Origin of the sequence: Azospirillum agricola, from assembly GCF_017876095.1 — a bacterium.
Taxonomy (GTDB): Bacteria; Pseudomonadota; Alphaproteobacteria; order Azospirillales; family Azospirillaceae; genus Azospirillum; species Azospirillum agricola.
The window spans coordinates 17841-40742 of the sequence record NZ_JAGINM010000012.1 but is presented as its reverse complement, the minus strand read 5'-3'; the positions used below and the strand labels follow the sequence as shown (position 1 = coordinate 40742).

At 67.4% G+C, this 22902-nt stretch carries 13 protein-coding genes; 9 read left to right on the top strand and 4 right to left on the bottom strand.

From position 1 onward, the window contains the following. The first annotated feature begins 10 nt into the window (after nt 1-10). The 3 genes from J2847_RS18520 to J2847_RS18510 all read left to right on the top strand — a co-directional run bounded on the left by J2847_RS18520 (nt 11) and on the right by J2847_RS18510 (nt 4122). The gene (locus J2847_RS18520; RefSeq protein ID WP_209780363.1) at nt 11-1669 is read left to right on the top strand and encodes an acyl-CoA synthetase; all 1659 of its coding nucleotides are present in this window, start codon (nt 11-13) and stop codon (nt 1667-1669) included. A gap of 659 nt (nt 1670-2328) precedes the next feature. Next, nucleotides 2329-3504: a zinc-dependent alcohol dehydrogenase gene (locus tag J2847_RS18515; protein ID WP_209780362.1), complete on the top strand. Its 1176-nt coding sequence runs from the start codon at nt 2329-2331 to the stop codon at nt 3502-3504. Nucleotides 3505-3522: 18 nt separating this feature from the next. Further along, nucleotides 3523-4122 carry a hypothetical protein gene (locus tag J2847_RS18510; RefSeq protein WP_209780361.1) on the top strand — a complete coding sequence of 200 codons (600 nt, stop codon included), beginning with the start codon at nt 3523-3525 and terminating at the stop codon, nt 4120-4122. A 269-nt stretch (nt 4123-4391) separates the two neighbouring features. On the opposite strand, the gene J2847_RS18505 is transcribed toward J2847_RS18510, so the two are convergent. Continuing rightward, nucleotides 4392-6011, bottom strand: a complete 1620-nt coding sequence (locus J2847_RS18505) for an ISL3 family transposase (RefSeq protein WP_209780486.1) — start codon at nt 6009-6011, stop codon at nt 4392-4394. A gap of 154 nt (nt 6012-6165) precedes the next feature. Here J2847_RS18505 and J2847_RS34190 point away from each other — a divergent pair, with 154 nt between their 5' ends. Next, the gene (locus J2847_RS34190) at nt 6166-6519 is read left to right on the top strand and encodes a hypothetical protein (protein WP_233474616.1); all 354 of its coding nucleotides are present in this window, start codon (nt 6166-6168) and stop codon (nt 6517-6519) included. A 36-nt stretch (nt 6520-6555) separates the two neighbouring features. On the opposite strand, the gene J2847_RS18495 is transcribed toward J2847_RS34190, so the two are convergent. Beyond that, the gene (locus J2847_RS18495) at nt 6556-12450 is read right to left on the bottom strand and encodes a DUF3320 domain-containing protein (RefSeq protein ID WP_209780360.1); all 5895 of its coding nucleotides are present in this window, start codon (nt 12448-12450) and stop codon (nt 6556-6558) included. 62 nt (nt 12451-12512) lie between these two features. Between J2847_RS18495 and J2847_RS18490 the strand changes: the two genes are divergently transcribed. Next, nucleotides 12513-13775: a metallophosphoesterase family protein gene (locus J2847_RS18490; protein WP_209780359.1), complete on the top strand. Its 1263-nt coding sequence runs from the start codon at nt 12513-12515 to the stop codon at nt 13773-13775. Further along, entirely contained in the window at nt 13775-17212 is a 3438-nt protein-coding gene (locus J2847_RS18485; RefSeq protein ID WP_209780358.1) for a YhaN family protein, read from the top strand. Before J2847_RS18490 ends, J2847_RS18485 begins: the two co-directional genes overlap by 1 nt. A gap of 37 nt (nt 17213-17249) precedes the next feature. On the opposite strand, the gene J2847_RS18480 is transcribed toward J2847_RS18485, so the two are convergent. After that, complete coding sequence (locus J2847_RS18480; protein ID WP_209780357.1) at nt 17250-18236, bottom strand: helix-turn-helix transcriptional regulator; 987 nt, start codon at nt 18234-18236, stop codon at nt 17250-17252. Between the two features lie 118 nt (nt 18237-18354). Continuing rightward, a complete protein-coding gene (locus J2847_RS18475; protein ID WP_209780356.1) occupies nt 18355-18726 on the bottom strand; it encodes a hypothetical protein in 372 nt (123 codons plus the stop codon). A 260-nt stretch (nt 18727-18986) separates the two neighbouring features. Here J2847_RS18475 and J2847_RS18470 point away from each other — a divergent pair, with 260 nt between their 5' ends. Genes J2847_RS18470 through J2847_RS18460 form a run of 3 tightly spaced genes read left to right on the top strand, consistent with a single transcriptional unit; the run spans nt 18987 to nt 22767 of the window. Further along, entirely contained in the window at nt 18987-19838 is an 852-nt protein-coding gene (locus J2847_RS18470; RefSeq protein WP_209780355.1) for a nucleotidyltransferase domain-containing protein, read from the top strand. A 12-nt stretch (nt 19839-19850) separates the two neighbouring features. Next, nucleotides 19851-20936: an AAA family ATPase gene (locus J2847_RS18465; RefSeq protein WP_209780354.1), complete on the top strand. Its 1086-nt coding sequence runs from the start codon at nt 19851-19853 to the stop codon at nt 20934-20936. A gap of 7 nt (nt 20937-20943) precedes the next feature. Further along, on the top strand, nt 20944-22767 hold the full coding sequence (locus tag J2847_RS18460) for a vWA domain-containing protein (RefSeq protein ID WP_209780353.1): 1824 nt from the start codon (nt 20944-20946) through the stop codon (nt 22765-22767). Nucleotides 22768-22902 lie beyond the last annotated feature (135 nt).

The following is a 22902-nucleotide window of genomic DNA, read 5'->3' as shown; positions in this document are numbered from 1 at the left end:
AGACAGGACCATGCCCGCCAACAGCTCCTTCCAAGCCGACGGCCTCGGCAAGACCGCAGCCAACCATGCGCCGCTGACACCGCTGTCGCTGCTCGCCCGCACGGCGGAGGTGTACCCGCACCACCTTGCGGTGGTTTACGGGACGCGGCGCTTCACCTGGGCACAGACGGCGGAACGGTGCCGCCGTCTCGCCTCGGCGCTGGTGGCGGCGGAGGTCGGATGTGGCGACACCGTCGCCGTGCTGGGCGCCAACACCCCCGAGACCATCGAGGCGCATTTCGGCGTCCCGATGGCCGGGGCCGTGCTCAACACGCTGAACACCCGCCTCGACGCTCCGACGCTGGCCTTCATGCTGCGGCACGCCGAGGCCAAGGTGCTGATCGCCGACACGGAGTTTTCCGCGACCGTCCGCGACACGCTGGCCCTGCTCGACCGGCCGCCGCTGGTGATCGACATCGACGATCGGCAAGGTCCCCGCGGCCCGCGGATCGGCGCGGTCGACTACGAAGGCTTCATCGCGCTCGGCGACCCGGGTTTTGCCGGTGGGCAACCCTTGGACGAATGGCAGGCCATCGCCCTCAACTACACCTCGGGCACCACCGGGAATCCCAAGGGCGTCGTCTACCATCATCGCGGCGCCTATCTGGCCGCCCTGTCGAACATGATCGACTGGGGCATGCCACGGCATTCGGTGATGCTCTGGACCCTGCCCCTGTTCCACTGCAACGGCTGGTGCTTTCCCTGGACCATGGCCGCCAACGCCGGCACCAACGTCTGCCTGCGCCGCGTCGATCCGGAGCGGGTGCTGTCGCTGATCCGCGAACACCGCGTCACCCATTATTGCGGCGCCCCGGTGGTGCACGCGATGCTGGCCAACGCACCCGATGCCTGGAAATCCGGGATCGGCCACCCGGTCGAGGCGCTGATCGGTGGCGCGCCGCCACCGGTTCCGGTGATCGCGGCGATGGAACGGATGGGCTTCTCCATCACCCAGATCTACGGTCTGACGGAGGTCTACGGGCCGGCGGCGGTGTGCGCCCCGCAACCGGATTGGAACGATCTGGACACGGCGACTCTCGCCGAGCGGAAGGGACGGCAGGGGGTGCGCTACACCGCGCAGGAGGGCATGGCGGTGCTGGACCCGCAGACGATGGCGCCGGTCCCCCCGGATGGCGTCACCATCGGCGAGGTCATGTTCCGCGGCAACATGACGATGATGGGATACCTGAAGAACCCGTCGGCGACGGCCGAAGCCTTCGCCGGGGGCTGGTTCCATTCCGGCGATCTGGCGGTGGTTCAGCCCGACGGCTATGTCCAGATCAAGGACCGCTCCAAGGACGTCATCATTTCCGGCGGCGAGAACATCAATTCCGTCGAGATCGAGGAGGTGCTCTACCACCACCCGGCGGTGCTGGCCGCAGCGGTCGTGGCGCGCCCGGATCCCAAATGGGGCGAGACCCCCTGCGCTTTCGTGGAGTTGAGGCCGGAGGCGACGGCGACGGAGGCCGAGCTGATCGCGCATTGCCGGGCGCGGCTTGCCCATTTCAAGGCACCGAAGACGGTCGTCATCGGTGACTTGCCGAAGACCTCCACGGGGAAAATCCAGAAATTTGCCTTGCGCGAAGCCGCGAAGCAGAGCGGCCCACATGGTGAGGGAAGCGGCCGATGACGATCCTGGTGCCCGTGAAGCGGATGATCGACTACACAATGTAAGATTCGCGTGGTCGCGATCGCAATCGCGCTTGATCAGGAGTTCCCGCTCGGGCCAGGACCGAAGGAGACGGCGCGGCTCGCCCCTCGCGCTGCCGGTCGGCATGACCACCGTGGGCGCCGGCCGCAGCATGGGGCTGCAGGGCATCGTGCATTCGGTGATTTTCGGGGCCTTCCTATTCCTCGCTGTCGCGCCATCAATCCACGGCTCCGAGACCGCCGAGGAGAGCCAAGACGTCAAGCGGCCATAAGGAGCGGGCCAACAAAGAGCGGTTCGCCGACAGTCAAGGCATGTTCCGCTCGCCGGAAGGCATAAGTCATCCGTTTCCGGCCACGGGGCCGCGACTTCACGGCCAGAGGCCTGTTGACGGCTGAACGTTCAGGCACGGGAGCGCCCAGCCTGCATCAGCGGGCGTGCAGGCGCCGCGCCGGGCAACCGATGGAGGTTGGGAGTCCCGGCGCGGAGGTTCCCTGAGGAACCATCCCTGGGAATGCAGTCGGCCTCGCTCACGTCTGAGGGTTTTGAATCCGACAGCCCCCCACAGAGACATGCTCTTCAGTCCAAAGCACTCCCGGAAGCGCAGGCCTCTGCACCTTGGCAGGATGAAGGAGGAAAGCATGCGAGCCTTGGTTTGGCACGGCAAGGAAGACATCCGGTGCGATACCGTCACGGACCCCGAACTCGAGCAGCCGCGCGACGCCATCGTCAAGGTGACGAGCTGCGCCATTTGCGGCTCGGACCTGCACCTGTTCCACAACTTCATTCCGGCGATGCTGCCCGGCGACATCATGGGGCATGAGATGATGGGAGAGGTCGTCGAGGTCGGGTCCGAGGCCAAGCACAAGCTCAAGGTCGGCGACCGGGTGGTGGTTCCGTTCACAATCATCTGCGGCGAGTGCGACCAGTGCAAACGTGGCAATTTCTCGGTGTGCCAGACCACCAACCGCAAGAAGCAGCTCGCTGACAAGGTCTTCGGTCACGCGACCGCAGGCCTCTTCGGCTACACGCATCTGACCGGCGGCTATCCGGGCGGGCAGGCTGAATATCTCCGCGTTCCCTTTGCCGATGCGACGCACATCAAGGTGCCGGATGGGATCCCGGACGAAAAGGTTCTCTTCCTCGGTGACATCTTCCCGACCGGCTGGCAGGCCGCCGTCCAGTGCGACATCCAGCCGACCGACACGGTGGCGATCTGGGGCTGCGGTCCCGTCGGTCAGATGGCGATCCGCAGCGCCGTCCTCCTCGGCGCCAAGCAGGTGATCGCCATCGATCATTTGCCGGAACGCCTGGACATGGCGGAAGCCGGCGGCGCCATCACCATCAACTTCGACGAAGAGAGCGTGGTCGAGCGTCTGAACGAACTCACTGGCGGCTTGGGCCCGGAGAAGTGCATCGACGCCATCGGGATGGAAGCCCATGTCTCGCCGTCCATGCCGGATACCGTCTACGACCGCGCCAAGCAGATGCTCGGAGCCGAAAGCGACCGGCCGCATGTCCTTCGCGAGATGATCTACGTCTGCCGCCCGGCCGGGGTGATTTCGATCCCGGGTGTCTATGGCGGGTTGGTCGACAAGGTCCCGATGGGCCAGCTGATGAACAAGGGGCTGACCATCCGGACGGGCCAGACGCACGTCAACCGCTGGACCGATGACCTTCTGCACCGCATCGAGGAGGGGCAGATCGATCCATCGTTCGTCATCACCCACACCGTGAGCCTTGATGAGGGGCCCGAGATGTACAAGGTGTTCCGCGACAAGCAGGACAGCTGCATCAAGGTCGTCCTGAAACCCTAGAGACCGGGGAGAGAAGACGTGACTTACAGCATATCGAACATTGCCCGGTCCAAGGGCGACCCGAAGGTTCTCCACTCCGGCCCCAGTTCGCTGGGAGCCGCCGACCGCATGGCCAGGGCACTCGGCTGGTTCAGCATCGGGCTCGGAGTGACGGAGCTGATTGCGGCCAGGCGCATCACCCGGGCGCTCGGCATGGAGGGCAAGGAAGCCCTTGTGCGGGCCTATGGGATCCGCGAACTCGGGCACGGCATCGTCTCGCTTTCGTCCGACAAGCATCTCGGATTGTGGAGCCGGGTGGCCGGAGACGGGCTCGACATTGCCACCCTGATGACGGCCATGCGGCATGACAATCCCAAGCGCGACAATGTCGGGATTGCTCTTGCGGCGGTGCTGGGGGTGACGCTGCTCGACATCATCGGCGCGCAGGGGGCTACGGCCCGCCACAGCCGCCCCCGTGGCCGGCCAAGCTCCTACAGGGGTCGGACGGGCTTCCCACAGGGTGTCCAGGCGGCGCGAGGCGCAGCCAAGGATTTCAAGGTGCCTCCGGACATGCGGGCCGCGCCAGCCCTCGCAGCGGTGTCCGATCGTGCCCCGCAAGAGAGGGCACGGCCGCACTGAACCGTCAAGGTTACGGCGGCGTTCACGCTGTGAGACAGCCGCCGCACCCCACACGATCATGGCCACTCGATGGAAATGAACATCCAACGGCTCGCAACGGTGACCCTGCTTTTCAGCACGCTCCTGGCCGGCACATCCGTGACACAGCAGGGTGCCGCACGATCTCAGGGTACGGCGCAGCTTCAGCAGGTCGCCAGCTTTTGTCAAACGACATCCCGAACTGGTCCTTCCGTGTTTTCGGTGCAGCAGCGTGGCTGGAGCGCTGCCGTTCAAGCAACCTCCAGGACCCGTTGACGCAGCAGGTCGAACTTGGCGCGGCCGCACATGGTTCGCTTGATGGTCTTCAATCGGCTGATTTTCCCCTCCACCGGCCCGGTGCTCCACGGCAGCGACAGTGCCGTGCGGATCGCCGCGAGATCACGCGCGAGCCCATCGGCGAACCCGGCCAGGGCGGTTTCCTTCGCCGCGGCCAACCATTCATCCAACCGGCCCGCCTGCTGACGGCGCACCATGGTGCTGAACGCGCGGGCCAACTCGATGGCCCTGGTGAGTCCCTCGGAACGGATGAGCAGGGCATCGACGAACCGTTGCTCGGCGGCATCGATCGTCTCCGGATCGGCCACCACCAGCCACGCTGCCCGGCGTTTCGAGGGCAACTTCCATGGTCTCATCGTGCCGGCCGCGCCGGCTGGGGGCGGGTTTGCGGCCCGAAGGCGCCCGACCCAGCGCTGCACGGTGCGGAGTTGCCCGCGAAACCCACGCTCCTGGATCTCTTGCCACAACCGGGCGGCGTTGTGGCAGCCCTCGCCCCAGCGTTGCCGCAGGTACGTGGCGTGGCGATCGACCGCGCTGCCGCGATCCCGTTGAGACCAGACCGGAAGTTCGCCTGCCCGCACCCACGTGCGGACCGTCTTGCGATTGATGCCGAGCGTCCGGGCAATCCGTTTCATCGGCCAGCCTTGGCCGTGCAAGGCCATCACCTCGTCAAACCGGGCCTGTCGAACGCCATGACGATCCGTCATCGGCAACTCCGGTGCCGGGAGCGGTGCGGTCGTCGGAGACGACGAGGAGGCGGCCGTACCGATTTCCATGGCGGCTCCCGCTGCCGCTTTGCTGGCCATGCGCAGATCATGATGATGGCGGTCGAGAACCCCGGCCAGAGCATCACCGAGATTGCGCAGAAGATGCCAGCGATCAGAGACCTGGACGGCGCTCGGAGCGCCGGCCCGAACGCCGTCGGCGTAAGCGCCGGCGCGGTCGCGGGCCACGACCTCCGCCTCGGGATGGGCTTTCAACCACGCCGCCACCGTCTCCGGGTGGCGGTCGGGCAGCAGGTCGATGGGGCGGTTGCGTTCCAGATCGACGATGATCGTGCCGTAGCGCTGACCGCGCCGCCAAGCCCAGTCGTCGATGCCGATGACGCGCGGTGTCGGCACCGCCGGCAGGGGTGCCGCCCGGATCAGGCGCAACAGCGTGTCGCCGCTGACCGGCATGGCCAGGCAAGCCGCCAAGCGGGCACCGGCTTCGCCGCCGGCGGTGAGGGCGATGCGCCGTTGCGCCTCCGAGAGCCGGACGGTCCGCCGAACCTTCGGCAAGGCGACGGCCGGCAGGCGTTCGGCGAAGATGCGGCGTGGACACTCGACAGCGGCGCAGCGGAACCGGCGAATCTGAAGGTCGAGTTGGCCGACCCGGCCCCGCCAAGGCAGGTCGCCGAGGCGGCGACTGTAACGACTGTGAACGCGGCGGGACGGACGCCGACACACCGGGCAGGCCACCGTAGAGGTGCGAGCGCGCACGGCCACAACAACGCGGTCGTGGGCGACGGTGACGTGATCAACGGCGAGACCGGGCGGGAGCAGGGACAGCAGCGATTTTGACAAGGAAATCAGAGCACTCAGAAAAGGGATATCGTTCCCTCTATGTGCTCACTGCCGCCCGTAAATGCATTCACGCTGCACCGAAAACGCGGATGAACCAGTTTGACCTGTCGCCTGACACGCGCTCGCCGCCGAGATCGATGCCCTGGGCACGGAGGCGCCGGAGATGCTGCTGCCGGCCAACCTGCCGGAGCTGTACCAGGGGAAAATCGCGGAGCTCGAGTCCGTGCTCGGCGACGGCGACGAGGGGATGGCCGCGATGGAGATGATCAGGACCATGGTCGACCGTGTCGTACTGTTGCCCTGCCCCTCGGGTGCCGGGCTGGAGGCGCAGCTTCATGGCGACCTGCTGGCAATCCTGGAGGCGTGCGCCGAGGCGGACCCGAAACGCCGACAGCCCGCCTCGTTGGAGGCGGGCTGTCAACTGTCGTTGGTTGCGGGGGCGGGATTTGGCCTTTACCGAACTGGCGATAAAGCTCCGTCGCGGCGTCTTGATCCGCAGCCGTTCAAACGGCGGTGAAGAGGTCGTGGAACCGACTTGCCGTGACGCACGCTCCTACTCCCTGATATGTCCCGCAACCGGCTTCGCCATCTTTAGCCGGTCGCGAGCCGCTGAATTTAGCCTTCTGATGCCGAACTGTCGCGCCGCACCCGTCAGCGGATCGTCGACATCGATGCAGCCGCGGATGGCGGCCGACAACTCGGGCAGGGCGATGTCCTCGATGGATCGCACGTCGGCGCCGGTGTTGGGAAAACGGGCCATTTCCCACGCCGCGACGGCCATCGCGTCCGGCCAGACGAAGCTGGCGCCGGTATGCTCGGTCTCGACATGGGCGACACCGCGCGCCACCGCCATGATCCGCTCCCGGATCAGGCGGCCGGAGCGCTTGAATCCATGGGCGCGGGCGATGCGCTCGACCAGCAGGCTGTCGCGGATCGGCGCCTCCGCCGCGACGACCTGCAACACCATCTCCCTGAGAATGGCGGAATAGTCGTTTTCCTGGAACCGGTCCGGATCGATGCCGGCGATGGCGCCGAAGTCCGTCCGCCGATAGTCCCCACCATAGGCGTCCTGGTCGTCCTCGGTTTCCATCGCGGTTTCGACCCCGTCGGAGCCATCCTCCCCGTCCGCCCCGAGATCGAGCATCACATCCGGCGCCTCCGCCGTCACAGGCACCGCGACCGCTTCCGCACGTGACCGTTCCAAGGCCTCCTTCAGCGTGGCGTCGAGCCGGTCCAGCGCCCCCTCCGGATCGATCCACCACTCTGTCGACCATACCCGCGCCAGAGACCAGCCCAGTCCCCTCAGCACCGCTTCGCGCACCTTGTCGCGGTCCCGCGCCGTTGCGGCACCGTGGTAGGACGCACCATCGCATTCGATGCCGATCAGATAATCTTCCGGACGATCGGGATGCACCACGCCGAGGTCGATGCGGAAACGGGACACGCCGACCTGCGGAACCACCGTCCAGCCACGCCCGCCCAGTCCCTGTGCAACCGCCTGCTCGAAATGGGAGTCCACCGAACCGGCGGACGGGCCGGCCGCCTCGCCCAAGGTCCGCGTCCCCCGCTCCGCATACTCAAGGAAATGCCGCAGGTCGCGCAGAGCCGACGAGCTGGTGCGGTTGAGATCGATAAGGTTGGGCGGGAAGGAGGTGAAGACGACCATCTCCCGCCGCGCCCGCGTGATGGCGACGTTGAGCCGCCGCCAACCGCCGTCGCGGTTCAGCGGCCCGAAATTCATCGGCATCGCCGGGGCATTGGGCGTTTCCGGCCCGTAGGCGATGCCCAGAAGAACCACGTCGCGCTCGTCGCCCTGGACGGTTTCCAGATTCTTGACCACGACGGGTTCGGGAGCGTCCTCCGCGAAATAGGGTTCCAGTTCGGGATAGCGCCGCCGGGCGCGATCCAGCAAATCCTCGATCAGCTTCTGCTGTTCCGAATTCAGCGTGATGACGGCAAGCGTCAGGCGGTTGCCCCGTTCATCGACGAAGGCGGGGTCGAGAAGGCGCCGCAGAACCCCCGTCACCACCGCCTCGGCTTCGGTCCGATTGTTGCGGTCCTTGCCGCGCGACCAGGCGCCGGGGACCTGCCGCAGGCTGACCATCGTCTCGCGCGTCACCGGAGCGGGGAAGGTGATCAGATCGCCGTCATAGTAACGGTGGTTGGAGAAGGCGATCAGACTTTCGTGCCTGCTGCGGTAATGCCAGGTCAGGCGGCGTTGCGGCAGGCGAGCGCCCAGGCACTCCTCCAGGATGCTTTCCTGATCGGTTTCGATCTCGCTGTCGTCGTCCTCCGCACCGGCTCCACGATCAAAGAAGCTGGTCGGCGGCATCTGCTTGGGATCGCCGGCGACCACCAGCTGCCGGCCGCGGGCGATGGCGCCCACCGCGTCCCACGGCGTGATCTGCGACGCTTCGTCGAAGATAACCAGATCGAACGGCGGCATCTCCGGCGGCAGGAACTGTGCCACCGACAGCGGACTCATCAGCAGGCAGGGGGTCAGCGTGGTCAGTGCCGGCCCCATTTCCGCCACCAGCTGGCGGACCGGCTTGTGCCGCTTCTGCAGCTTCAACTGATGCGCCAGCGTGCCGAAGCCGGCGGGCGGCGACTTCGAGTCCTTGGCCGGGATGCCGCCGGCGATCCGGGCACGGATATAGAGTTGCGTCAGTTCGCCGAACTCGTGATCCAGGGCGCGGAAGCGGCCGATGGCATCCGTGTGTTCGGTAACGTTGAAGTCGCGCACCAGCGGTTCGATGTCGATGGCCCAGTCCGCCCACCAGCGGGCATAGGCGATGTCGAAAGCCTCCGCCGCACGGCCGGGCGGAACAGTTCCATCCTCCACCGCCACCACCAGCCCGTCCAATCCCTGCTGCACCGCGGCCTGCCGCGCGCGTTGCCATGCCGTCCAGGCATTCAGCTGCGTCGGCCGCGCCGCCATCGCCGCGGCGATGGCCTGACACTCCGCCAGCAGGTCGGTGCCGTCGAGCGGTTCCGGTGCCCCGGCAACGCGCTCGAACTCATCCTTGGCGTCCAGGAAGGCGGCATGGCTGTCGAGATACTGCCGCATCGCCTGTCCGATCGACCCGTCGGGGGCCAGCAGATCTCCGGCCTCGGTGCAGAGACGCTTGAGCGACGTCCGCAGGGCGATCAGCTGATCGGGGCTTTGCGCAGCACCGCCGAGCGCGGCCCGCACCGTTCCGGCAGCCTTCAGCTTGCGGTCCAGCCGGTCCGGATCGGTTGAGACACCCTGCCAGCCCGGAAGCGCTTGCGCCTGGGGAAGGCCGTCGATCTCGGCCAGGATTTCCTGCAACCGGCGCAGCCGGGGAAGATCGGTCTCCGGATCGGCCGCTCCGCCGGGGTCGAGCCGCTTCGCCACCGCCTTCTTCCGCAGCGCCGACAGCGGCCAGATCGCCTCGCCCGCCGCTGCCCATTCGGCATCGAGTTCCGCCAGGGGCAAGGCTTTGACCCGCTCAGGACCCATCGGGCGGGAGAGCAGCGCGGCCTCCGTCCGATACGCGCCGAGCAACGGCAACACCCGCGTGCCCTGCTCGATCATCCTGGCGGCATCGGGCGTGAAGGCGAACCCCAGATTCAGCTCACCGACCTCTCCCAGGGCGCGGGCCAAGGCGGCGGCGGCGGCAAGGCCGCGCCGGTCTCCACCCACAGCGGTGCCGAGCCCGGCGGCGAGCTGAGCGCGGGCCGACTCCAACGTCTTGGAGGCGGCGGCCAGCTTGGCGGCGGCGGCCAGCAGCTCGGCCTGCCAGGCGTTCGACCATTCGGTCCGCCCGACATGCCCGAAGGCGCCCCGGTTCTCCGGCGATGCCGTCGCGCGGTGCAGATCCAGCCTGTGGGCGGTCTCGCGCAGGCTTTCCAGATCGGTTTCGGCGTGCTCCATCCCTCTCGGCCACGTCAGACGCAACGCGGCGTCCGCGCCGTCCCGGGCGACCCGTCCGATGGCGGCGTAGAGGGTCAGGCCGTTGGCATGCCGCCGGTGCAGTGCCCGGACGAAATCGTTCAGCCGGTCGCGATTGGTCTTGAGTTCGGCTGCGCGGCGGCTCCACAGCTCGGCCGGCGGCTCCTCCGCCGTGGTCCATGCGGCGTCGAGCTGGTGCAGGACGTCCTGCTTGGATGCCTTGTTGCTGTGCAGCTCAAGGCAGAACGGACCGAGGCCATGGGCGACCAGCCGGCGATGGACCACGTCCAGAGCCGCCCGCTTCTCCGCGACGAACAGCACGGTACGGCCAAGCGCCAGATTATGGGCGATCATGTTGGCGATGGTCTGCGACTTGCCGGTGCCCGGCGGGCCGTCCAGCACGAAGTCGCACCCCTGCGCCGAGCCGACGACCGCCGCCAGCTGGGAGGAGTCGGCGGCGAGCGGGGCGAACAGCTCCTCCGGCGTGACAAGCTCGTCCAGCTTTGATGGGTTGGGCGGCTCCCCCTGGCCGGCATAGGCGTCGCGCGGCGTTTCCAGCAGGTGCCGCACCACCGGATTGCGCTTCAAGGCGTCGGTGCGGTCGACCAGATCCCTCCACATCAGGTATTTGGCGAAGGAAAAGGCTCCCAGCACCACATCCTCGACCACTTCGAAGCCCGGCATGTCGCGCACCGCCCGGCGGACCATGGTCCAGATGCGCGGAACGTCGATCCCGGACTCGTCAACCGGCAACGGCCCGGCCAACTCCGGAATGTCGAGTTCGAAATCCTGACGCAGCATCTGCAGCAGGGTCAGGTTGAAGCGCGGCTCGTCCTCGTGGCTGGACAGCCGCACACCCGACCGCGCGCTGCGCCTTTGCAGCTTCACCGGCAACAGGATGAGCGGGGCGCGGTAATGGCGCGTGTCGCTGCCGGATTTCTTCCAGACCAGGAAGCCCACCGCGAGGAACAGCGTGTTGGCGCCGCCCTCCGCCAGATCGAGCTGTGTCTTGCGGTAGAGGTCGACCAATTGCGCATCGAGCTTGTCGGTCGGCATGGGCGACAGGATCTCGCCGCGCTCCATGGCGTCGTGGGCATAGGCGGCCTCCAGCTCCTCTCCCGTGCGCTGGAGGTGCAAATTCGTGTCGCGGCCGGCACTGCCGTCCATCGCCGGAGCCGCCACGATTCGGAAGCTGGCTCCGTCGGCAAGCCTGTCCTCCAGCGTGGCCGGATCGGGACAGATCAGGCGGATGCTGGTCGCACCCGGCTTGACGTTGAGCAGCCGGTTGCGCGTGGTCAGGTCCAGAAGCTTGCGCTGCCAACGGTCCAGCCGCCCCTCGGCCGTGGCGACCCCGTCCGGCGGCTCGCTTGACTCGGCGAGATCGAAATCGGGAAGGGCCGGAGCCGCTTCGAACACATCCCCCACCGGGACGATGTCGGCTTCCGCCGCCTGCCCTGCCCCCGCCCCCGACGACGCGGCATCCGCCAGGGCCAGCGGACGCAGGCGCTGCATCCGGGCGCGGCGGATGTCGAGCGCCATGACGAACTCGCCCTCGCGTTCCTCGTCGATCTGGCGGTTGGCCTGGGCGATGGCGCGCGAGAAGGGCGACGGGTGCCCGCCGGTGGCCAGCGTGGTCTCGAACAGCACCAGCTCCTGGAGCGCCACGCGCTTGCGCAGGCTGGCGGCGTCCTCGACCAGAAGGGTGGCGAACTCCTGCGGTTGCAGCCACACGCCGGCGAAGGCATGGCCGCGCGTGACGACGATCACCGGATAGAGGCCGGCCTGCTCCAGCACCGCCGCGAACAGCAGCGCGGTATCGAGACAGGTCCCCAGTCCGGTCTCCAGAATCTGGGAAGGCGAACGCACCTTCTGCCCCTGCCATTCGAAGCTGCTCGGCGGTTCGGCATAGGTCAGGCGCAGGGCCGCCACGGCCGACCAGATGGCGGAGGCCAGCTCATGCACCCGCGTGCGGCTCTTCGACTGGTATCCCTCGATGCCGTCCGGGCGGCCGCCGCGCCGCAGCACGTCGCTCGACGTCTTGATCAGCCTGCTGACGGCCGGGTCGTTCGGCAGGGTGAAGGCGGCCAGCAGTTCCGGCATCGCCGCGGCACCGCCCCATTCGTTACGGGCCAGCAGCTCGACCGGCAGCACGCGCTCGGCGGCGTCGCCACCGTCCATGCCCTCCGCCGTGGCCCGCAGCGTCACCGTCGCGCGGATCGCTTCGTTCAACTGGAACAACAATCCGGCGTTCAGCCGCAGGTCGCGCTTGCTGATGTGCGCCTCGCCACCTGCGGCGATGCGGTCGATGCGCCATTGCACCGGCTCGAAGACCGGCGGGTCGGCCAGGATCTCGGCCACGATGTTTTGCAGCGGCTCTCCACCCAGGTTGATCAGGCGGAGATCACGAAGGACGGGAACGGCGCTCTGATGAGTGGCGAAGCTGATTTTGGGGGCGATCACGGCGTCGATCGCCAGCGCGGAACTCGCCGTTTCAGCACGGGAATCCATAACGTTGACGTCTATGGTCGATTGCATGATGATGCCCACCGCCTGAAGTAGAGTGTTTCTGCACTATATTCAAAAATCAAGGGTTTGCTATGGGCAGTTTCCACTTCCTCCACGCGGCCGACATCCACCTCGACAGCCCCTTGCACGGCTTGTCGCGTTACGACGGGGTGCCGGCGGAGGAAGTGCGTGGCGCGACGCGCGCGGCCTTCGACAACCTCGTCGCCTATGCCTGCGATCAGGCGGTGGATTTCGTGCTGATCGCCGGCGACCTGTTCGACGGCGACTGGAAGGACATGGGCACCGGTCTCTACTTCGCCCGCGCGATGGGAAGGCTGGCGGCGGCGGACATCCCCGTCTTCTGGCTGTCCGGAAATCACGACGCGGCCTCCGCCCTGACCCGGTCGCTGCCCTGGCCGAAAACCGTCGAGCAGTTCAAGCCGCGCCGCTCGCATACCCTTTACATCAAACATTTGAATGTCGCGATCCACGGGCAGAGCTTTCCGAATGCCCATGTCACCGACAACCTCGCCGCCGGCTATCCCGACCGGGTGGAGCATCATTTCAACATCGGCCTTCTTCACACCGCGCTGGCCGGTCATCCGGACCACACAACCTATGCGCCCTGCACCATCGACGATCTGCGGGCCCGCCATTACGACTACTGGGCGCTGGGGCATGTGCATGACTTCACGGTCGTCGCCGAAGCGCCCTACATCGTGTTCCCCGGCAACCTCCAGGGCCGGAACATCCGCGAGACCGGACCGAAGGGAGCGGTCCATGTGGAGGTGGAGGACGGCGCGGTCGCCCGTTTGACCCATGTACCTCTGGACACCGTGCGCTGGCTTCGGGTGGAGGTGGATTGCACCGGAATCAACAAGACGGATGAGATCGACGCCGCGATCCGCACCGCCCTCGCCAATCGGCATGCCGAGCAGTCCGACGGGCGACCGGCCATCGCTCGCGTCGTGCTGACCGGCGCAACGTCACTGGCCGGCAAACTGCAGGACGGACGGGCGAGCCAGCGCGACACCGTGCGCGCCCTGGCCGCCGCCGTCGCGCCGGACCTGTGGATCGAAAAGGTCCAGTTGGACGTCACCATGCCCGGCTCGGCGCCCGTCGCCGACGGTGCTGCGGAGGACATCATGGCTCTGCTGGCCGAGGTCCGCCAATCGCCGGAACTGGCCCAGGACCTGAAGGCGGACCTCCTCCCCTTCCTGACCGCGGCGGCCAAGGCCGGGGATTTCGACGAGGACAGCCTCGCCGCCATGGCGGAACGGGACGACTGGCCGGCCCTGTTGGCGATTGCGGGAAGCGCGCTGGAAGCCCGCCTCACCGGTACGGAGACAGAGTGATGCGGTTCGCCGAACTCCATCTGGAACGCTATGGCCATTTCGAGGATTGCCGCCTGCCCTTCCAGGCGGGGGCGCCCGATTTCCATATGGTCTACGGCGCCAACGAGGCGGGGAAATCGACCACCCTGTCGGCCGTTTCCGATCTGCTGTTCGGCTTTCCGATGCGCAGCCCTTTCAACTTCCGCTTCGATTACGCGCTGCTGCGCATCGGCGCGGTGCTGGAGGAGGATGGGCGGCATCTGGCCTGCCGCCGCCGCAAGTCCCGTGACCAGAGCCTGATCGATGCGACGGACCGCCCCCTCGATGAAGGTCGGCTGTCGGCCCTGCTGCACGGCCTGAACCGCGAGACCTTCGGCGCTGGCTTCAGCCTGGACCAGAGCGGACTGCGCGACGGCGGCCATGCGATGCTCCAGGCTTCGGACGATCTGGGACAGGCCCTGTTCGCCGCCGGATCCGGACTGACGGAGATCGGCAAGGTTCGCGAGGCGCTCGACAACGAACTGGATGCGATCTGGGGCAAGCGTGCCGCCGCCCGGCGGACCTTCGTGGCCGCGGAAAGGCAACTCGACGCCTGCGTCAAAGCCCTCCGCGACGCGCAGCTCAAACCCAAGGAATGGTCCGATGCGCAGGCGGACATGGAATCCTGCCAAAAAGCCCTTCGCAACCTGCAGGACCGGCAGACCGCCCTGACCGCCCAGCGCGACGCCGCCGAACGGCTGCGCCGCATCGGCGCCGCGATGCGGTCACGGGCCGCCCTGCTCGCCGAGATCGCCGCGGAGCGAGAGATGATCGTCTTTTCTCCTGCGGAGGACACCGCGGCGCGGACCTCCCTGGCGGCCCTGGCCAAGGCGGCCGAAGCGCATGACGCTGCCAAGCGGCACCGCGACGACGTCGCGGAAAAGCTGAACCGGCTCCAACCCGATTCCATCGTTGCGCTGGGAGAGCGGATCGAGCGCCTGATCGAAAAGCGGGGTGGGATCACCAAGGATATCGCCGACCTGGACCGGCTGACGGTCGAGCGGCAAGGGCTGCTGGACCGCGCGGCATCCCTGCGCACGGAACTGGCATTGCCCGGAGACCTGCCATCCAGTCTTGAGGTCAGGACGCTGCGCGACATCGCCAAACGTCACCTCAGCCTCGCCGCCGGCCTGCGGATGCGGGACGGAGAACTGGACGACCTGCGGACCGATGCCCGGAAACTGCGCGAGGATCTGGCCGACGCGGTCGTCGCCGAGGATTTGGACGATATCCGGACGGCGATCTGCCATGCCCGTGGGCTGGGCGACGACATCGACCACCGGTGCGCCGAAGCCCAGACAGCCATCGAACGCGCGGACACCGAGACGCGGCTGGCGCTGGCGGCCCTTGCCCCTTGGCAGGGGGATGCCGACCGGCTGGCCATGCTCTGCGAATGCGACGACGGAGAACTCCAGGCCGCCTCCGATGCGGAACTCAAGCTCGCCACCAAGCTGGAAAGCGAGCGGGCCGAACTCCGCCGATTGGAAAATGAAATCGAACAGCTGGGAACCCAACGCGGCTTGCTGGCTCAAACCGGGCATGCGGTGTCCGCGGATGAAGTGCTTCGAGCACGGCAGACACGGGACGATCTGTGGAAAACCATCGGCACCCATCTGCGAGAGGGCCGCGCCTCGGCGGCCGACGCGCTCGGCGCCGAGTTCACGGGCGCGCTTCAGAACGCCGACGCCATCGCCGACCGCCGTTACGCGACCGCCGAGGACTCCGCTCGCCTGACCGCCCTGGACCACCAGCATGTCATCCTGGATTTGACCCGGCAGCAGGCGGAAAAGGCCGTGCAGGAGGCCGAGAGTTCCCTAGCCGCGCAAACGATCTCCTGGGAAGAACGCCTTCGCGCGCAAGGACTGCCGCCTCTCACGCCGCTGAGGCTGCGCGCCTGGTTTGCGCAGCGCCGCACCACGCTGGACCTTCATCACGGGGCGAGCGAGACCCGGCGGCAGGCGGTGCTCCTGATGGAGCGCAGGGCCGAAGCGGCCGGCATCCTTGCCAAGGTATTGACGGTTTCGCCGGAGAACGACCGGCTGTCGCCGCTGCTGGCTGCGGCCGACCGTGAGCGGCTGAAAGGCGAGGCCCTGGAGCAGGCGTTCCGCGAAAAAAGCGCCAAGCTCGCCACCCTGGAGGAGGATATCTCCCGCCGGGAACGGCAGGAGATCCAGGACCGCCGGACCTTGCAGGCCACGGTCACCAACTGGACAGAGGCGTCGGCACGGCTGGGGATCGCCGCGGACATCGCGGGTATCGACCATTGGCTCGAACTGGTCGAGGACCTGCGCGGCATCCTCGACGGCATCTCCGCACACGACCGCCGGCTCGACCTCATCGGCAAAGACCGCATGTCCTTCGATGCGGAGGTGGAGGCGCTGGCGGTGGACGCGCAGATGGACGCGCAGATGGACATCCAGGCGGACCCGATGCGGACGCTCGACGCTCTTCGGGAGCGCTTGGCCAAGGCACGTTCGGTCGCACAGGAGATCGGGACGCTGGAGGCGGAACAGAAGAAACACCAGGCGGACATGGATCGCGCCGCCGTCGATCGGACCATCGCACTCGATCGCCTGGGCTCCTTCATGAACCGCGCCGATGTCGCCGAGGCCGCGCTGCTGCCTCCGTTCCTCGACCGGTCGAAAGCCTATCAGGACCGCCTTGTCCGGCTGGCCGAGGCCGAACGGCAGATCGTCGCGGATGGCGACGCTCTGCCGCTTGCCGATCTCGTCGCCGCCTGGGAAGCCTGCGATCCCGACATGGTGGCCTCCCAGTCCGCCACATTGGGCCAAGCGCTGGAGGCTTTGAACGAGGAGGTGGCCGAAGCGGCCAATGCGCTCGGCGAGGCCCGGACAAGGTTCCAGAGCCTGGACCAGTCCTCCCACGGCGCAGCCGATGCCGCAGCCGACGCGGAAGCGGCAAAGGCGGACATGAAGGCCGAGGCGGACCTCTATGTGCTCAAACGGGCGCAGCAGCTTCTGTTGAGCCGCGCCGTCGAGCAGTACCGCGCGCGCCGGCAGGCGCCGTTGCTGACACGCGCCGGCACGCTTTTCCGCACATTGACCCTCGGACGCTTCATCGACTTCCGGATCGATCACGATCCATCGACACCGCGCCTGCTGGGACTGCGGCAGGATGGAGAGACCCTTGTCCCCATCGAAGGCATGAGCGAGGGGACGAGGGATCAGCTGTTCCTCGCCCTGCGACTGGCGGCGGTCGAACAGTCGATTGCCGCCGGGGTGCGGGTGCCCTTCATCGCCGACGACCTGTTCGTCAATTTCGACGACGACCGCGCCGAAGCCGGCTTGAACGTCCTTGCCGGGCTTGCCGCCTCGACACAGGTGCTGTTCTTCACCCATCACGCCCATTTGCGCGACATGGGGCGGACGGTCGACGGTTTGAGGGGACTGGAATTGTGAACGACATCGCCGACCGGAAAATCGATCCAACGTCTTTTCATGGCAAGGCCGGCCACGCCCGTCTTTGACCGTTTGCCAGTTCCGCCAAACGTGCCGGTTCGAGAACTTCCACCTTGTCGCCCCAGATGCAGAGATGCCAAGCCATCTCCAGATCCCCGCCGGCACGGAATCGCACGATCAGGGAGCCATCCTCCTGCCGTTCAAGCGTCTGGGTCGGATGAAACACGAAGTCGGCGGCAACGTCGGCGGCATCGGGGGAGAACCGCCACACGACGTCGAACGGCTCCTCCTGGAACAGCCCGAAGGAGCGGGCGGCGAAACTCTGCAGATTGAAGGCGGAATCCCGAACGAAGCTCTCCGCCGACAGTTCCACCGTTTCGATACCCGGCAAACTGAACAGCACGAATTTCTCCGCCTTCGGATGCTCATGCCAAGCCACCAGATAATGGCGGTGGCCATGAAGGAAGCCATAGGGATGGACGATCCGTTCGTTCGTCTGCCGGGTCTTCCGGTTGCGGTAGCCGATGCGCACCTTGCGGCAGGATTTGATCGCCTCGCGGAGGATGGTGACGACGCCCATCCCGATGCGCGGCCGCGGCCCGGGACGCATCGCCAGCCCTTCGGATTCGAGCAGCGCGTCAAGATCGGGTTCGGCCCGGCGGACGGCATCCGGGCGCATCATCGCCTTCAGCTTCGCCACAAGGCCGGCGAGTTCGGCCGCCTCGACTGCGCGATTCTGTTGCTGCATCAGACGGGCGGCCGACTCCAGCGCCGCCAGTTCCTCGACGCTGACGTCGATCAGGCCGTTCACCGAGCTTTTCGGAATCCGCCACCGCTTGGCACGGTCGTCACCGGCAATCTCCTCGACCTGCGGAAAGACACAGACCACGGCATCCCTCATCCGCATCGCGGTTCGGCGGCCGACACCGAAACGCTCCTCGATGTCGGCCAGCGACACGCCCTGCCGGCTGGCTTGCATCTCAAGCGCAAGCTGGAGCATATTGCGCGCCTTTTCGTGTCTCATTTCCTCATGGTTCCATAAAAGAATATGCAGAGAACAATGTATTGCTCTCGAATATCATGGAGACCGGCATTGAATGAACCGGAGATTGCCGCCAGCGCCCCATGGAACCGCGGAGCGTTCAATCGACGACCGTGACGATGACATTGTCCTTCACCACGAAGCTGATCCCGTCGATCGTGACACGGGTCGCCCCGGCGCGGACAGCCGCCTTCACCTCCTGGCTGAGCAGGCTCCGCTCCAATGCCTTGACGTCGATTCCCAAGAACCTTTCCACATACCGCAACAGAGCATGGCTGCTGACCACAGGCTCCTTGGACGTCCGCTTGCGCGACGCGAGCGCCTGACGCGCGGTATGCAGATCCCGAAGCAGGGACTCGCGATCACGCTTCGCCTCTTCAAGGGTCCGTTCGACCCGCTCGGCCTGTGCCGTCAGACGGCAAATCATGTCCTCCAGTTCCGAACAGGACCGGTCGGCAAGCGCCTTCGCCATAGCTTCCACCACCGCGGATCATCGTCATCGCCATCATGACGACGGTCATGGACAGAATCGGTCATCCTTCACCATCGGCATAATTGCATCCGATATCGGATTTATTTATTCAGCCTGCATCCCTGCCACTGTCGGCCCCTCCCCTGTCCGCCGATGCCCGTACCGTCGATATACGCATCCGACAAGGGGGGCTGACCGAATCAGTCACCCCGCCGCGATACGCTTGCCACCGGACCGCTTCCATGCCGCAGGGCCTGCCAATGACTATCGATCCCATCCCCTCCGCCGTCCGGCAACGCATTGCCGCCAAGCTCGACCGGATCGAACGGGACAGCGGCGTGCGCATCCTGCTGGCGGTCGAATCGGGCAGCCGCGCCTGGGGGTTCGCCTCCCCCGACAGCGACTACGACGTGCGTTTCCTCTATGTCCGGCCGCTCGACCGCTATCTGACGCTGACCAGGGAGCGGGATGTCATCGAGTTGCCCATCGAGGACGATCTCGACATCAACGGCTGGGACATCGCCAAGGCGCTCGCCCTGCTGGGCAAGGCGAATCCCGTCCTGTTCGAGTGGCTGTCCTCGCCCATCCGCTACCGTGCGGACGAGGAGTCCGTGCGGCTGGTGCAGGCGTTCGCCGGCCGGGTCACCCACCGGACGGCGGCGATTTACCATTACCGGAGCCTGGCCGCCGGCAACCTGAGGCGTCACATCGACGGCCAGGACCGGGTCCGCCTGAAGAAATATTTCTACGGCGTGCGCCCGGCCTGTGCACTGGCCTGGCTGCGCACACGGCCGGAAGACCCGCTGCCGATGGCGCTCGGCGCGCTGATGGACGGCCTCGTCCTCACTCCCGAGATCCGCAAGGCCATCGGCGGCCTGCTGGCCCACAAACGGCAACTGTCCGAAATGGGCGAAGGCCCGCGGATCGGCGTGCTCGACGCCTTCATCGCCTCCGAGATCGCGGCAGCGGTCATCCCCGACCCGACACCCAACGAAAAAGCGGCCCTCGCCGCCGAAGCCGACCGGCTGTTCCGCCGTCTGGTGCGCGGCCCGCTGGAGGACGCCTCCCGGCCGCAGGAGCCGGCGGGCAGCGCCGCCCATCCCGTTTTCTGATCCGGAACCTTCATGTCCATGTCCTCGCCGGGAGCGTCCCCTGGCTCTCCCATCGCCCTGACTCCCGCCACCCTGCCCGAGTTCCTGCTGGCGGTCGCCCCGGTGCGCCCGGTCTACATCAAAGGGCCGCCGGGCATCGGAAAATCCAGCCTGGTCACCGACTTCGCCGCCGCCGTCGGGCTGGATTGCGTCACCCTGCTCGGCAGCCAGATGCTGCCGGAGGATTTGCTGGGCGTTCCCCGCATCGAGGATGGGCGCACCCGCTTCTGCCCGCCCGCCCGCATCGCGCGCGACACCCCCTATTGCCTGTTCCTGGACGAGTTGCCCAACGCCTCCAAGGAGGTGCAGAAGGCGCTCTACCCGCTGGTGTTCGAAAAGCGGATCGACGATTACGTCCTGCCGGCCGGGTCGGTGGTGATCGCCGCCGGCAACCGGGCCGAGGATGCCGCCTTCGTCAACCCGCTGTCCAGCGCCCTGCTGAACCGGCTGGTCGTCGTCGAGCTGCGGGCATCGGCACGCGAATGGCTGGAGTGGGCACGGCACAACACGGTGCACGAGCAGGTCATCCGCTATGTCGAGGCCCGCCCCGACCATCTGTGGAGCCGGCCGCCGCGCAGCGAAGAGCCCTTCTCCACCCCGCGCTCCTGGCACGCGCTGTCCGACGCCATGGCCGCCTTCGGCGACGCCCTGACCGACGAGTGGGTCGGCGTACTCGCGGCCGGCTGCCTGTCGCCCGCCCATGCCGTCCAGTTCCGCGCCTTCCTGCGCCAGTCGCGGCTGCGCTACGATGTCGCGAAGCTGCTGAAGGGCGACCTCCGCTGGCCCGACGCGCCCGGCGACCGCGACGTCCTCTATTTCCTGGCACAGTCCTTCCGTGCCCATCTGGTCAAGGAACTGCCGGCCGAGCCAGCGGGCATCCGGCCGCCCCACCGCGAACTCGCCCACGCCGCCAAGGCCCTGCTGCGCAGCCTCGCCGCCATCAGCCTGGAGATCGCCCAGGGCGTCGTCGCCGCCGACGAGGATGACCGCGGCATTCCCGGCTGGTTCCTGGCCGAGGTGGTACGCGACCTGCCGCGGCTTGCCGCGCAGGCCCGGTGAGGCGGCGATGGGCAAGCGCCGTGACACCGACAGGACGATCTCGGATCCGGCGACCCTCGCCTTCCGCGACGGCGTCGCCCTCCTGGCCGGACATCCGCTGACCGCGCCGCTGCTGCATGCCGCCCACCTCATCCGCGGCAAGGATCGCCCCTGGCCCTATGGCGCCACCGCCTGGTGCGTCGTCACCCCGGCGGGCGACATCATCTGCAACCCGGCCCGGCGCGGCACCCCGCAGGAGTGGGCGCGGGCGGTTGCGCATGCCCTGCTGCATCTCGGCATGGAGCATTTCCAGGACAAGGCGAATCCCCGGCTGTGGAACGCCGCCTGCGACGTGGTGGTCTGCCGCCTGCTCGACGGATTCGGGATTCGGTCCGATTCCGGTGGCGACGCCGCAGGAGAAGCGGTCGATCCGGCCCTTGTCCCCGATGCCGGCGAGGCGGAGCTTTACGGCTGGATGGTCGCCCAGGGCTGCCCGGACAGCGTGTGGGCGCTCGGCACCGCCGGGCCGCATCCCGACATGGTCGATGCCCCGGTGGAGCGTTGGCGCGGCAAGGTCCGCTGGGCCGACCTGTTCGTCGACGGCATGCGGGAGGCGGTCCGGCGCGCGGTGGCGGTGGCCGGCGGGCGCATCCTGCAACTGGACGCCAAAACCGAGCGGGTCAGCGCCGCCGAGGAGGCGCGGCGCTGGTTCACCGACCGCTTCCCGCTGCTGGGCGCCATCGCCGCCGCCTTCCGCATCGTCGAGGATCCGGTGGCCTGCCGCTCGCTCGACGTGTCGGTCGCCGCCGTCAGCGACATGGCCGGCGAGATCTATGTGAATCCCGCCCATGGTCTGTCCCCCGACGAGCTGCGCTTCGTCATGGCGCACGAGCTGCTGCATGCGGCCCTGCGCCATCTGGCGCGGCGGCGCGGGCGCGACGCCTTCCTATGGAACGTCGCCTGCGATTACGTCGTCAATGGCTGGCTGCTGGAAATGGCGGTCGGCGCGATGCCCGCCGGCCTGCTGCACGATCCGCAACTGAAGGGAATGTCGGCCGAGACCGTCTATGACCGGCTGTGCGGCGACCTGCGGCGGGCGCGCAAGCTCGCCACCCTGCGCGGCGCCGGCCTGTGCGACATGCTGGAGGAGCGCCGGGGCGGGCCGCCGCCCAGCTCCGGCGACTGGACCGACCTCGACGCCTTCTACCGCCGCGCGCTGATGGACGGGCTGGAGCTGCATCGCGAGCGCGGGCGCGGCACCATCCCCGCCGGCCTGATCGAGGAGATCCGGGCGCTGGCCCATCCCCCGCTGGAGTGGGACGTCGAGCTTGCCCGCTGGTTCGACGAGCGCTTCTCCCCCATCGAGACGGTGCGCAGCTTCGCCCGGCCCAGCCGCCGGCAGGCCGGCACCCCCGACATCCCGCGCCCCAGCCGGCGCCCGGCCTTGGGCTCGGTGGAGGACCGCAGCTTCGGCGTCCTGCTCGACAGTTCGGGATCGATGGACCGCATCCTGCTGGGCAAGGCGCTGGGCGCCATCGCCAGCTACGCCACCGCCAAGGACGTGCGCCATGTCCGGGTGGTGTTCTGCGACGCCGCCGCCTATGACCAGGGCTATCTCGACGTGGTGGAGATCGCCAGCCGCCTGACGGTGCGCGGACGCGGCGGCACCGTGCTGCAACCCGGCATCGACCTGCTGGAGGACGCCGAGGATTTCCCGAAGGACGCCCCGCTGCTGATCATCACCGACGGGGAATGCGACCGGCTGACCATCCGGCGCGATCACGCCCTGCTGATCCCGGCCGGGAGACCCCTGCCCTTCGCGCCGCGGGGGCCGGTGTTCAGGGTGCGGTAGTTTTTCAGCTTATAAACTCGCCCCTTCCAACGTTTAATGCGCTATCACTCAATCGCTTTCAAGGTGACCGTTTCAGTCAAAGCAACCCACTATAATCCGAATTGCCTAATCGCTCCTGCTCCACGGGAGTGAAAC

Bases quoted from the DNA above. Each gene is read 5' to 3' on its own strand.
- J2847_RS18520 (WP_209780363.1), top strand. From the start codon at position 11: ATGCCCGCCAACAGCTCCTTCCAAGCCGACGGCCTCGGCAAGACCGCA.
- J2847_RS18515 (WP_209780362.1), top strand. From the start codon at position 2,329: ATGCGAGCCTTGGTTTGGCACGGCAAGGAAGACATCCGGTGCGATACC.
- J2847_RS34190 (WP_233474616.1), top strand. From the start codon at position 6,166: ATGCTGCTGCCGGCCAACCTGCCGGAGCTGTACCAGGGGAAAATCGCG.
- J2847_RS18495 (WP_209780360.1), bottom strand. From the start codon at position 12,450: ATGCAATCGACCATAGACGTCAACGTTATGGATTCCCGTGCTGAAACG.
- J2847_RS18490 (WP_209780359.1), top strand. From the start codon at position 12,513: ATGGGCAGTTTCCACTTCCTCCACGCGGCCGACATCCACCTCGACAGC.
- J2847_RS18485 (WP_209780358.1), top strand. From the start codon at position 13,775: ATGCGGTTCGCCGAACTCCATCTGGAACGCTATGGCCATTTCGAGGAT.
- J2847_RS18480 (WP_209780357.1), bottom strand. From the start codon at position 18,236: ATGAGACACGAAAAGGCGCGCAATATGCTCCAGCTTGCGCTTGAGATG.
- J2847_RS18475 (WP_209780356.1), bottom strand. From the start codon at position 18,726: ATGGCGAAGGCGCTTGCCGACCGGTCCTGTTCGGAACTGGAGGACATG.
- J2847_RS18470 (WP_209780355.1), top strand. From the start codon at position 18,987: ATGACTATCGATCCCATCCCCTCCGCCGTCCGGCAACGCATTGCCGCC.
- J2847_RS18465 (WP_209780354.1), top strand. From the start codon at position 19,851: ATGTCCATGTCCTCGCCGGGAGCGTCCCCTGGCTCTCCCATCGCCCTG.
- J2847_RS18460 (WP_209780353.1), top strand. From the start codon at position 20,944: ATGGGCAAGCGCCGTGACACCGACAGGACGATCTCGGATCCGGCGACC.